The following is a 12,697-nucleotide window of genomic DNA, read 5'->3' on the forward strand; positions in this document are numbered from 1 at the left end:
CGCTTACACCTTTTTAAGGGCCGCGGCCCAACGTGCTTTTCTTTGTTTGCGAGCCGCCGAAGTCATGGAAACTTTAAACTCTTTATCGACCGCCCACACTTTTTTAATATCATTTAAGCTGTTCCAGAAACCAGAACCAAGACCGGCCATGAAGGCTGCACCCATGGCCGTGGTTTCTAGATTTTTAGGACGGACCACGTTGGTGGCGCAATAATCCGCCTGCAACTTCATCAGCAAATCATTGGCCGCCGCCCCACCATCCACGCGCAATGATTTTAATTTCTTTCCAAGATCTTTTTGCATCGTCTCTAAGATATCGACATTTTGCAACGCCATGGCCTCTAAGGTCGCGCGCGCAATATGCGCCTTCGTCGTCCCCCGAGTCAATCCACTGATCACCCCACGTGCTTCGGCATTCCAATGGGGGGCGCCTAAGCCCGTTAATGCCGGAACGAATTCAACTCCCAAAGTGTCATCAACGCTTTTTGCTAAGTTTTCCACGTCCGATGATTTTTCAAAAAGTCCCAAGCCATCGCGCAACCACTGCACTGCCGCTCCGCAAACAAAGGCACCACCTTCAAGGGCATAAGTGGTTTTTTGGCCTTTAAGCTGCCAAGCAATGGTGGTTAAAAGTTTGTTTTTAGATTTTGTCGCTTTCGTACCTGTATTAAGCAAAATAAAACTGCCCGTGCCGAAAGTGCATTTTGATTCGCCTAAGTCAAAACAGGCCTGTCCGAAAAGGGCCGCCTGCTGATCGCCGACGATGCCTGTGACTGGAATTCCATCGGGCATAAATCCTAAACCTTGAGTTCTTCCGAATTCGGAATTCGAGGGGCAGATTTCTGGCAAAAGGGACGAGGGCACTTGAAACAGCTTCATCATCTCTTCATCCCAATTTCCACGATGAATGTTCATCAACATAGTTCTAGAGGCATTGGAAACATCTGTTTTATGGGAGTGTCCCGCGGTCAGCTTCCACAGCAAATAAGTATCCACGGTGCCTGCTAACAGCTCCCCGTTTTTTGCTTTGTCCTTGGCTCCTTTGACATTTTTTAGCAGCCACTGAATTTTTGTCGCTGAAAAATAAGGATCTAAAACTAATCCCGTTTTTGCGGTGACCAGTTTTTCTTTTTTATTTTTCTTCAGCTTTTCACACACGTCGTGAGTACGGCGACATTGCCAAACAATAGCGTTATAAATGGCTTTGCCCGATTTTTTATCCCAGACCATCACCGTTTCCCGTTGATTGGTGATTCCAATCGCTCTGATCTGCGAACCTTTGATATTGGCTTTTTCTAAAGCCATGCGCATTGAGCGTTGCGTAGAATACCAGATATCTTCCGGATCATGCTCGACCCACCCGGCTTCAGGGTAAATCTGCTTGAAAGTCTCTCTGGCTTCGGCGACAAGACCTCCGGCTTGATTGACGATACAGGTTCGTGAGCTGGTTGTCCCTTGATCGATGGCCATGATAAAAGAAGAAGACATGCACGTTCCTTTTTGACGATGGATTGAATGTATTAATCATGAAGAATTTTTTGCAGAAACCCAATGAAAAAATATTCGGTCTTCGCAATCTCGACAGGGATACATTGATCTATCGCGTCCTGCCGCGGTTTCTTTTAGAAATTTTGCGCAAATACTTCCGGATGGAAGTCGAAGGGGCCCAAAACATTCCGCGTCGTGGCGCCGTCATCATCGCCCCCAATCATTCTGGCTTTTCTGGGTTTGATGCTTTCTTACTGGGCCACATCGTCCAACAAGAAGCCAAACGTGTGCCGCGCGTTTTAACCCATCATTTTTGGTTTTTAACCGAAACCACCGCCATTCCGGCAAGCAAAATGGGTTTTACCGAGGCCACTTACGAAAACGGCGTGAACGCTTTAAAAAAAGGAAACGCTATCGTCCTTTTTCCTGAAGGGGAACAAGGCAATTTCAAGCCGACCACCGAGCGCTATCAACTTCAGGAATTTAAGCGCGGCTTTGTACGTATGGCTTTAGAGGCTCAATGCCCCATCGTACCCGCCATCGTTTTGGGCGCAGAAGAAACGCATATCAACTTAAAACAATTGAAATTCACGAAGTTCTTAAAAGGAACCGTGATCCCCTTGCCGTTAAATATCATTCCCTTACCGGCAAAATGGCGCATCCGCTTTTTAGAGCCGATCCGCTTGCCTTATAAAGCTTCGGCCATGAATGATTCCGAATTAATGCACGAAATCGCCCAAGACATCCAAGAAAAGATGCAAGCCGCGATCGAGGAAGAGATCACCAAGCGCGGCAATCCATTTTTGTAGGTGCCAGGTCCTATTTACGGAAGCGGCCCGCGATGAAATAAGCCCCGAGGCCAGACCTAAGTCTATCAAAAAATACCGCTTCAATTCCGATAAAGTAAGAGCATGTTCTTAGCAAACTTATTGGTTTTTTCAATTTCATTTTCCGCAGTGGCCCAGCCCCAGCTTCCACCTTCCTGTCTGAAGCTAGAGTCCCCGCAACTGTGCGCAACTCCGTCCAAAAAAACCGCCGCCCAAGAAGCCTGCGAAATCGAACAAAAATCTCATCAGTGCGAAGAGTACGTCAAACTTCATCCCGAACTAAAAGCTTCGGGTAAACTGAAAACTTGTTCGGACATTTCAGTGTGTGAAGAATCCGCCGGCACCCAGGCCTTTTTAAAAATTTGCGCCACCCAAATGGGAGAAGCTTGGAAAGACATGGCCGTAGGAATTTTTATGTATCTTACCGGCCAAACCGGCATTCCCAGCGAACAAGATTTAGCCAAACAGGATTTTTTTAAAAATTGCACAACAGCTGAGTGCAAAAGACAGATGCTAGGCCCTTTTCAAAAGTATTTCACCGCCGAGGAAATTCAAGGGCATCGCAATGATAAAAACTTAAACCCTGACGATCTTGCAAATAAAAATTATCTTGAAGGTTATTCCGCGGCTGTTCTTTATCGCAAACTTTTGATGAAACTAAAAAAAGAGTCGCAGACCCGAAGGTTAGACGAAAAATTTATCGAACCTTGGAGCGGTCAGGCGGCACGCCTCCCGATGTCTTTTAATGAACTCATCGATCAGGCTTTACAAAAAGCGGGGATCACACACGCCGCCTGTTTTAAACCTGAAGTCGTCACCGAAATGCGCTGTTATGCTTTGTTTTCGATTCTAGATCCCACCCTTGCGGCGGGTGCGGCCTTGAAACTTACACGCATCGCAGGCCTTGCTGGCAAAGAGGCTTCTCTCGCCACAAAGGCGGTCGAATCTGCACCGGGAGCTCGCAATGCGGAAGCAGCCATCGAGACTGCCGCTAAGGCCCCCACAAAAATAGAGCTGACTCCTACAGGAAATACGCAAGTCGACATTTGGCAAGCGCGTGAAGCTGGAAGGCAAAGTGCTGCTGACGCGATGGAGGCAAAACTTCTTGAGGACATGAAAAGTAACGATATAAAAAGCGTGAAATCATTAACGATGGGGCGAGCCTCCCCTCCGCTTTTACTTGAGTTTGATAACGGTGTTAAGGGCGTATGGAAATCTTCAGAAACGCCGGGACTTAATCCTCACGGTGAAATTTTCGCTTACAAGCTGGATCGTCATTTAGGCGAAAACATGGTGCCTGCCACCATTGAAAGAGATCTCAATGGCAAACCAGGAACATTTCAATATTATGTCGACGACGCCAAACCCGGAAAAGTCGATGATCCGGAAAGTTTTGTCTTCTTTGATTATCTAATTGAAAACGGAGACCGCCACAGTGACAACTATCTGGTGCGAGCAGACGGCCGCAAAGTGGCTATTGATCATGGCTTAGCTTTAGATGCCTGGCATGTTCCGGATTTTCCTCGCCATGTGGATGTGGTCATCGATCAACAAAAAAAGATCGACGCTGAAGTCGGCGCATTGCGAGCAGAATACGAACGTGCCCAACGCGGAGGCGTGAGCCCTCGCCAACTGAACAAACTGGCTGAAAATCTAAAGAAAGCCGAAAGCGAAGCAAAGATTTCTCGCGCCAAGGCCCAGCAAGAAATCGCCGCCATGGGAGTTTCGGCCCGCGCCACAGCAAAAATCGCTGACACCACCCCGGCAGAGTGGAACAAGGTTCTTAGCAATCTTTCGGAAGCAGAAAAAAAGAAATTTTTTGAACGAAAAGACAAAGCCATGAAAGCGATCGAAAAAGCGTATGATTATTTGGGTGAAGGCATTTACTCTGTCGGCCCGACGTCTTCGAAGTTTAAAAAAGCTAAAGAATTGCCCGAACGAAATCCTTACGTTGAACAGCTTAACGGCAGCGGATTATAAAAAACTATTTCTTTTTGTCAGGAACGTCGTCACCAATGGTCATCAAGATGGCATGCCATTTCGATGTCAATATGCCAGGATTGTCAGGATCACGACTGACAAGATTACTCACTAACATGGCAGAGATGCTGACCGCGACGACGAGTAAAAGAACATACTCGACCACGATCTGACCTTTTTGATTCATAAAGAAATGATAGCACAAGCCCTTCCTAAAAAGCCAGGCCTGGACTTAAGTGGATTAAACCTCAACTAGACCCTGGGGATTTGCCACATTCACGGGTTTCCAGTTGTTCATTGTAAGACGAAGGCTTTCGATCAATAGTTCTAGATTATTATCTTCAATAGGGCCGCGAAGACCAATCATGATGTCTTCGTTCCACTTTTCTGTTTCAAACGGCGTGTCTGCAGGTTTGCCATCAAATGAAAGCGTAAAGCTTTCCGCCGTGGGATACACCATCATCATGATGTTGGCGCCTGAGCTTTTAGAAACTTCTTTGGCACGAGCCATTTCTTTCACCAGCTGCTGCTGAATCATGAAGTAAATTTTCAAAGCTAGCGACTCATGAAATTGAGCAAAGTAAATACGAATCGGGCCGTCAAAGATGGCGCTATTAAATGCAGGATTAAAATACTTTGACTGCATCAAAGTAGAATATGATGACCTCACGATTTTCCCCTCCCCCAAACGATACAGCTCAAGACTAGAAAGAAAGTGGGTGATTATTCAAATAAAAATTTTAAGAATCTTAAATTTCGTGACGCACTAGATTATTTAGAGGGCCCTAAAAGCTTCTTTCCTCGAGAGAAAACCAGGGGCTCAAGACGTGCGCCAACACTATAGAAAAGCGTCTGCCAATCCTGCTCTATGCTTATTAAATCAGCAGATTTTCCGACCTCAATCGAACCCACTTCATTGGCTAAATTTAATGCGTGAGCTGCTCCCACCGTGTAGGCAGAGATGACTTCCGGCAAAGTCATCTTCATTTCAATGCGCGCGAGCAATCCGACAAAGTTCAAATCTTGCGTCGGTGAACTGCCCGGATTGAAATCCGTGGCCACGGCCACTCGCGCCCCAGCGTCGATAAGTTCCCGGGCCGCTGGATATTTTGTCTTCATATAAAGATCAGACGCTGGAAGTAACACACATGTCACTTCAGAGTTTGCTAAAGATTTGATTTCTTTTTCGCTGATTTGCAAAAGATGATCGCCCGAAAGAGCGCCCAGCTTCACCGCCACATCGCTGCCACCACTTAAAGAGAGCTGATCGGCGTGAACCACGACATCAAAGCCTAAACTTTGAGCATGACGAAGGTAAACCTCCGACGCTTGCGTCGGAAAAAATCCTTTTTCAATAAAGACGTCCACGCGCTGAGCAAGTTTCTTTTTTTGAACCCGGGGTAAAACCTCGGTCGCTAAGAAATCAAGGTAATCTTCATAAGTTTTAAATTCGGGCGGAAGCGCATGGGCTCCTAAAAAAGTTGTGACGGTGCGCGGCCCTTGGATTTTGTTGGCCGCTTCAAGCATTTTCATTTCGTCTTTAAGATTGAGCGAATATCCCGATTTGATTTCTAAAGTCGTTACACCTTGAGCCACGAATTGATCCGCCCGCTTTTGTCCGGACTTCACCAATTGCTGAAGCGACGCTGCGCGGGTTTTCTTCATGGTCGAAAGAATTCCGCCACCTTTTGCGGCAATTTCTTGATAACTCACTCCGCGTTGGCGCATTTCAAACTCTGCCGCGCGATCACCTTCAAAAATCAAATGCGTGTGAGCTTCGACGAAACCCGGTAAAACTGTGCGACCTTTGCAGTCGTATTCTTTCACGGATTTCTTTTTTGCGTATTCTTTAGGCAATTTCTTCGTCGGCCCCACCCAAACGATGCGATCTTTATCTAGGAAAACCGAAGCATTGGTTTGAATGCTTAAGTCCTCTTCCGTTACGCGACGACCTGCTTTCGCGGCCGCGCCTTGTAACGTCAATAAAGTCGAAATGTTTTTAAGTAAGACCGCCATACTTTTGACTGCCTACTTCGCTTTGCCTTGATTTGCGACGGCTTCCATCGCGGCTTTAACCTCATCAGCGTCGCCGATGAATTCTTTTTTCAAGACTTTAAAGTCTGCGTCCAATTCGTACAGCAGCGGAATGCCCGTTGGCATGTTAACGCCCATGATTTCATCAGGAGTCATGTTTTCCAGATACTGGATTAAAGCCCGCAAGCTATTACCGTGAGCCACAATGAGAACTTTTTTTCCTGACTTAATCTCTGAAGAAATCTTCTCTTTCCAAAGTGGAAGAAACCTCGCCACCGTGTCTTTTAAAGATTCTTGGCTGGGTAGAAGTTTTGGGTCCACACCTTTGTAGCGAGCATCATGCGAAGGGTGTCGAGGATCGCTCGGATCCATCGCTGGCGGCGGCGTATCGTAGCTGCGTCTCCAGATTTTCACTTGCTCTTCGCCATGACGAGCCGCGGTTTCCGCTTTGTTCAAGCCTTGCAACGCTCCATAATGGCGCTCATTCAATCGCCAGTCTTTGTGGACTGGAAGCCACACCTGATCCACCTCGTCCAGGACAAAGTTTAACGTCTTAATCGCTCTTTTAAGAACACTCGTATAAGCCACATCGAAAGTAAAACCCTTCTCTTTGAGGGCTTTTCCGCCTTTTACGGCTTCGGCCCGACCTTTTTCAGAAAGATCAACGTCCTGCCATCCGGTAAAGCGGTTTTCTTGGTTCCATACACTCTCACCGTGTCGAATCAATACCAATCTATACACAGTTAAACTCCTTCAATTTGCTAGTAAAAAGAGCTATCATGACCCTGCTCTCTTTGAATATCAAAAGCTTGAAGTTTTGCTATGCATTAAGGCGTGTCAAACACCGAAGTTTTTGAAAAATTAGCACGCGTAATTACAACGTGAGGAATATCGTGAACAACACCGGGATCAATCGATCTAATCTTGAATACATCGAACAGCTTTACACGGATTTTAAATCCAATCCGGATGCATTGGCTCCTGAATGGAGAAGTTTTTTTGAAGGAGTTGAATTTGCTCAAGAAGGCAAATTTGGAATGTCCGACAAAGAGCTCGCTGTTTTTCAATTGATCCAAGCCTATCGCGATGAAGGCCACACGCAAGCGGATCTCAATCCCTTGTATCAAGCAAAGCCTTCTGAGTTCTTGGATATCAAACGCTTTGGCCTTTCAGAAAAAGACCTGTCGGCAAAATTCCAAGTGGGTTCCTTGATCGGCAAACAAGGTGCGACCCTTTCAGAGATCATCGCGCAATTGAACAAAGTCTATTGCGGTAAGATGGCTTTGCAAGCCGCCGACGCTTCTTTGGTTGCGATGAACTGGCTGCAAAAAGAATTCGAAGGAGTTTTAGCGCCACTTCCCATTGAAGAAAAAAAATCAGCTTTGAATTCTTTGACGAAGGCTGAAACTTTAGAAAAGTTCATTCACTCTCGGTACGTCGGCACGAAGCGCTTCTCGGTCGAAGGCGCGGAAACCATGATCCCGATGCTTGAGACTTTGGTCACTCGCGGCTCTGCTTTGCAAGTTCAAGAAGTGTTTATCGGCATGGCCCATCGAGGTCGCGTCAACACTCTTGTGAACTTCATGGGCAAGCCAGAGCAATACGTTTTTGGTGATTTCAATGGTCCGCTAGAGCTTGAAGAGCCGGTTGAAGGTTTTGATGGCGACGTGAAATACCACTTGGGTTATATTTCTGAAAGAAAAACCGCGAATGGCACTTGCAAGCTGACTATGGCCTACAACCCTTCGCATCTTGAAACCGTGAACGCGATTGCTTTGGGCATGACGCGTGCGACTCAAGACAAACTCGGCGCTGATGGGCACAAAAAAGTGGTTCCGGTTTTAATTCACGGGGATGCGGCTTTTGCAGGTCAAGGAATCGTGCAAGAGACTTTGCAAATGGCGCAAGTTCGTTCGCATTCCACCGGTGGAACTTTACATATCATCATCGACAACCAAGTGGGTTTTACAACCAATGGTTTTGACACCCGCTCCACTCGTTACGCTTCAGACGCCGCGAAAATGACATTCACGCCTGTAATTCATGTTAACGGCGATGACGTTGAAGCGGGCGTGCGCGCGATGGATATCGCCATTCGCTTCCGTCAACAATTTGGTCGCGATATCGTGATCAACCTGATCTGCTTCCGTAAGTACGGTCATAACGAAGGGGACGAACCCGCATTCACTCAACCGTTGATGTACGATATTATTAAAACTCACCCGACTGTTCGCGAACTTTACGCGAAAAAGTTGACGGCAGAAAATAGCATCGATCAAGCCACTATTGATGATTTGTACACAAAAGCTATGGATCGCTTGCAAGGCATCTTTGACGAGACTAAGAAAACTCCACCGAAATTAAAAAACTTCAAATTTGAAGGTCCGTGGAAAGGTCTTCGTCGCGCAACAGACGCTGATTTTGAAAAAACCGCGAACACAAAATTTGATCTGGCGACTTTGAAAAAAATCGGTGAAAAAATCGGCAGCTTCCCAGAGTCATTCACCCCTCATCCAAAACTGATCAAATTGCTTGAGGCCCGTAAAGCCATGGGTGCCGGCAAAGAGGCGATCGACTGGGGTATGGGCGAACTTTTAGCTTTCGGATCTTTATTGTCTGAAGGAACTTCGGTTCGTTTGACCGGTGAAGACTGCGTGCGCGGGACCTTCACTCACCGTCATGCGGGTATGTATGATGTTAAAACTAATAAAGCTTACTTCCCGCTTGCAGATTTAAATCCAAAAGCCAACCTTCTGGTCGCGGAAAGTATTCTTTCAGAATACGGCGTTCTTGGTTACGAATGGGGTTATTCAAATCAAGATCCACGCAGCCTGGTTCTTTGGGAAGCGCAGTTCGGTGACTTTGTTAACGGCGCGCAAATCATTTTAGATCAATACTTGGCCGCGGCAGAATCGAAGTGGCAACAAATGAACAGCTTAGTGATGTTGTTACCTCATGGTTATGAGGGGCAGGGTCCAGAGCATTCATCGGCTCGTTTAGAGCGGTTCTTACAATTGGCCGCGCAGAACAATATGCAAGTGTGCAACTTAACCACTCCGGCCCAAGTGTTCCATGCGTTCCGTCGTCAGATCCATCGCGACTTCCGTAAGCCGTTGGTGATCATGTCGCCGAAGTCTTTACTCAGACATCCCAAGGCCGTTTCTTCGATTGATGAGTTGGCGAACGGTCAATTCCAAGAAGTGATTGCCGACACGGTTGATAAATCCAAAGTAGACACCGTGGTGTTTGTCTCTGGTAAACTTTATTACGAATTATTAGAAGAACGTGAAAAGACGAAAAAAGAAAACATCGCGCTTGTGCGTTTGGAGCAGATCTATCCGTTCCCGGCAAAACAAGTGACCGAAGTTTTGAAATCGTACGCGAAAGCCAAAACCTTGGTGTGGGCGCAAGAAGAGCCACGCAACATGGGTGCTTTCCAAAACGTGTACTTCAAGTTTGTGGATGTCGTGACGAAAGCCGGCTTAAAGCTGGGCTTTGAATATGCAGGCCGCCCGGAAAGATCTTCCCCGGCCGTGGGTTCAAACTATCGTCACAAAGTTGAACAAGCTGATTTGATTAAATCTATTTTTGGCGCTTAACCGCCGGTTTTTAAGGTAAAGGACGTTAGCATGAAACAAGAAATCAAAGTTCCCACAGTTGGGGAATCCATCACTGAAGCGACGATCGGCAGCTGGACAAAAAAATCTGGCGACTTCGTCAAGCGCAATGAAATCTTGATGCTCCTTGAAACCGACAAGGCCAGCGTGGAAGTGGTTGCCGAAAATGACGGTGTTTTGACCATCCTTCCAGGAGCAGAGGCCGGATCTGTGGTTAAGATCGGTGCGACAGTGGCAACGTTAGATACAGATGCTAAAGCTCCCGCCGCGGGGGCCGCGGCTCCGGCAGCCGAAGCCAAACCAGCAGCTCAAAGTGCAGCTCCGCAAGCTTCTCAAAGCACAGGCACACAAAGCACGGGTAAAGACATGCCATTGTCACCAGCGGTGCAGAGAATTGTTTCTGAAAAGAATTTGGATGTCGGCGGGATGTCTGGCACGGGTAAAGACGGTCGCCTCACTAAAGGTGATGTTCAAGATATGCCAGCCGGTGGCGCAAAACCTGCGGCCGCCCCTGCTGCTGCTGCCTCGGGTGGCGATACAAAACCAGCTAAGAAAGAAGCGGCTCCTTTAGTAAGTGCTGCTGACGTATTGGCTCCTCGCGGTCAGAGCAAACAAGGCGATAAAAAACTTGTGGCGATGACAACCATCCGTAAACGTATTGCGGAAAAACTAAAAGAAGCACAAAATACCTCTGCGCTATTAACGACTTTCAATGAAATCGATATGGGCAAGGTCATGGACCTGCGTGCGAAATACAAAGACAAATTCAAAGAGAAATACGGATTGAATTTGGGCTTTAACGGCTTCTTTGTCAAAGCCGTGGTGGAAGCACTAAAAACTTACCCCGCAGTGAATGCTTGGATTAATGGCACCGACATCGAATACCACAATTACTATAACATCGGGATTGCGGTCTCGACAGAAAAAGGCTTGATGGTTCCAAACGTGAAAGATGCCGACATGCTTTCGATCGCCGGTATTGAAATGACGATCCGTGATCTTGCTTTAAAAGGCCGTGATGGAAAAATCACTCCGAACGATCTTGGTGGCGGAACATTCTCTATCACTAACGGGGGTGTTTTCGGATCCCTTCTTTCAACTCCGATCTTGAACTATCCTCAATCCGCAATCCTAGGTCTTCATAAAATCCAAGACCGTCCGGTAGCGATTGACGGTAAAGTTGAAATCCGTCCGATGATGTACGTGGCACTAACTTACGATCACCGCATTATCGACGGCAAAGAAGCCGTCAGCTTCTTAGTAAAAGTCAAAGAACTTGTAGAAGATCCAGAAAGACTTTTACTTGAGATTTAATAGAAGGATGCACCCATGAGCGATACACAATTTGATCTTATTATTATTGGTTCTGGCCCCGGTGGTTATGTCGGCGCGATTCGCGCAGCACAGCTGGGATTAAAAACAGCGGTCATTGAAAAAGACAAAACCTATGGCGGCACCTGCTTAAACGTGGGCTGCATTCCCTCGAAAGCCCTTTTACAGAGTTCAGAAAACTATGTCGCCGCCCTTCATGATTTTGAAGGACACGGCATCAAACTTTCTAAGGTCGAGCTGGATCTTAAAACCATGATGTCTCGTAAAGACAAAGTGGTAAAACAAAACACCGAAGGTATCGCCTTCTTATTTAAGAAAAATAAAATCACGCCTTTTACGGGTTTTGGCAAAATCGTCGCGGCTGGCAAGGTCGAAGTTAAAGATGCTGAAGGCAAAACCCAAGTTTTAACCACTAAGAACATCGTTATCGCGACCGGTTCTGTCCCGGTTGAATTGCCGTTCTTAAAGTTTGATGAAAAACGTATCGTCTCTAACACCGGCGCGTTGGTGTTATCGGAAGTCCCAAAATCCATGATTGTTGTCGGTGGTGGGGTTATCGGACTTGAATTAGGTTCGGTGTGGCAGCGCTTAGGTTCGAAAGTCACGGTGATTGAATATGCCAATCGTTTAGGTGGTGCCACTGATCCAGATTGCATGACGGTTCTTAAACGCGGTTTAGAAAAAGAAGGCATGAGCTTTATGATTTCTACGAAAGTCACAGGCTCTAAAGTGGCCAACGACGGCGTGGAAGTGACTTATGAAGCGTTGACCGACGGAAAAACGGGTTCATTAAAAGCGGACGTGGTTTTAGTGGCGACGGGAAGAAAACCCTTCACCGCCGGCGTGGGCCTTGAAGAAATGGGCATCCAAAAAGATCCTCAAGGTCGCATCATTGTTGATCACCACTATCAAACAAATGTTCCAGGCATTTATGCCATTGGCGACTGCATTCCAGGACCGATGCTAGCCCATAAAGCCGAAGAAGAAGGTGTCGCATTAGCGGAAATGCTGGCCGGTGGCGCAGGGCATGTGAATTACAACACCGTTCCTGGAGTTATTTATACGCATCCAGAAATTGCCACCGTGGGCTTAACAGAAGAACAATGCAAAGAAAAAGGCATTGAAGTGGCCGTCGGAAAATTTCCATTCATGGCCAATGGTCGCGCCCGCGCGATTGGTTTCAGCGAAGGATTTGTAAAGATCGTCGCGGATAAAAAAACAGATCGCATCTTGGGCGCCCACATGGTGGGGCCGTCAGTGTCTGAATTGATTCATGAAGTGGTTGTATGTATGGAGTTTGGCGGCAGCAGTGAAGATCTGGCCCGTTCATTCCACGCCCATCCGACCTTGAGCGAAGCGGTTCGCGAGGCCGCTTTGGGTGTTGAGAAACGCACTCGTCAGATGTAATAAAAAAGCCAG

Annotated in this window: 10 protein-coding genes; 5 read left to right on the plus strand and 5 right to left on the minus strand. The window is 47.0% G+C overall.

The genetic code is table 11. The features are described 5' to 3' along the window. Positions 1 to 3: 3 nt before the first annotated feature. Positions 4 to 1,488: a glycerol kinase GlpK gene (gene glpK, locus AZI86_RS00685; RefSeq protein WP_253715530.1), complete on the minus strand. Its 1,485-nt coding sequence runs from the start codon at positions 1,486 to 1,488 to the stop codon at positions 4 to 6. 38 nt (positions 1,489 to 1,526) lie between these two features. On the opposite strand from glpK, the gene AZI86_RS00690 reads away from it, so the two are divergent. Beyond that, positions 1,527 to 2,297, plus strand: a complete 771-nt coding sequence (locus AZI86_RS00690; RefSeq protein WP_061833172.1) for a lysophospholipid acyltransferase family protein — start codon at positions 1,527 to 1,529, stop codon at positions 2,295 to 2,297. A gap of 102 nt (positions 2,298 to 2,399) precedes the next feature. Then, positions 2,400 to 4,295: a hypothetical protein gene (locus tag AZI86_RS00695; protein WP_061833173.1), complete on the plus strand. Its 1,896-nt coding sequence runs from the start codon at positions 2,400 to 2,402 to the stop codon at positions 4,293 to 4,295. A 4-nt stretch (positions 4,296 to 4,299) separates the two neighbouring features. Here AZI86_RS00695 and AZI86_RS00700 read toward each other — a convergent pair whose 3' ends face one another. The 4 genes from AZI86_RS00700 to gpmA all read right to left on the minus strand — a co-directional run bounded on the left by AZI86_RS00700 (position 4,300) and on the right by gpmA (position 7,070). Then, positions 4,300 to 4,482 (minus strand): hypothetical protein, encoded by a 183-nt coding sequence (locus tag AZI86_RS00700; RefSeq protein WP_061833174.1) that lies wholly within the window; start codon positions 4,480 to 4,482, stop codon positions 4,300 to 4,302. Between the two features lie 54 nt (positions 4,483 to 4,536). Then, complete coding sequence (locus AZI86_RS00705) at positions 4,537 to 4,965, minus strand: hypothetical protein (RefSeq protein ID WP_253715533.1); 429 nt, start codon at positions 4,963 to 4,965, stop codon at positions 4,537 to 4,539. A gap of 101 nt (positions 4,966 to 5,066) precedes the next feature. Beyond that, complete coding sequence (gene hutI / locus AZI86_RS00710) at positions 5,067 to 6,311, minus strand: imidazolonepropionase (RefSeq protein ID WP_061833176.1); 1,245 nt, start codon at positions 6,309 to 6,311, stop codon at positions 5,067 to 5,069. 12 nt (positions 6,312 to 6,323) lie between these two features. After that, positions 6,324 to 7,070, minus strand: coding sequence for a 2,3-diphosphoglycerate-dependent phosphoglycerate mutase (gpmA, locus tag AZI86_RS00715; RefSeq protein WP_061833177.1), 747 nt, complete (start codon positions 7,068 to 7,070; stop codon positions 6,324 to 6,326). Between the two features lie 140 nt (positions 7,071 to 7,210). Between gpmA and AZI86_RS00720 the strand changes: the two genes are divergently transcribed. Genes AZI86_RS00720 through lpdA form a run of 3 tightly spaced genes read left to right on the plus strand, consistent with a single transcriptional unit; the run spans position 7,211 to position 12,685 of the window. Continuing rightward, positions 7,211 to 9,928 (plus strand): 2-oxoglutarate dehydrogenase E1 component, encoded by a 2,718-nt coding sequence (locus AZI86_RS00720; RefSeq protein ID WP_253715535.1) that lies wholly within the window; start codon positions 7,211 to 7,213, stop codon positions 9,926 to 9,928. Positions 9,929 to 9,958: 30 nt separating this feature from the next. Continuing rightward, positions 9,959 to 11,260, plus strand: a complete 1,302-nt coding sequence (odhB, locus tag AZI86_RS00725) for a 2-oxoglutarate dehydrogenase complex dihydrolipoyllysine-residue succinyltransferase (RefSeq protein ID WP_061833179.1) — start codon at positions 9,959 to 9,961, stop codon at positions 11,258 to 11,260. A gap of 15 nt (positions 11,261 to 11,275) precedes the next feature. After that, positions 11,276 to 12,685: a dihydrolipoyl dehydrogenase gene (gene lpdA, locus AZI86_RS00730; protein WP_061833180.1), complete on the plus strand. Its 1,410-nt coding sequence runs from the start codon at positions 11,276 to 11,278 to the stop codon at positions 12,683 to 12,685. Positions 12,686 to 12,697: the final 12 nt, after the last annotated feature.

Origin of the sequence: Bdellovibrio bacteriovorus (assembly GCF_001592735.1) — a bacterium.
Taxonomy (GTDB): domain Bacteria; phylum Bdellovibrionota; class Bdellovibrionia; order Bdellovibrionales; family Bdellovibrionaceae; genus Bdellovibrio; species Bdellovibrio bacteriovorus_D.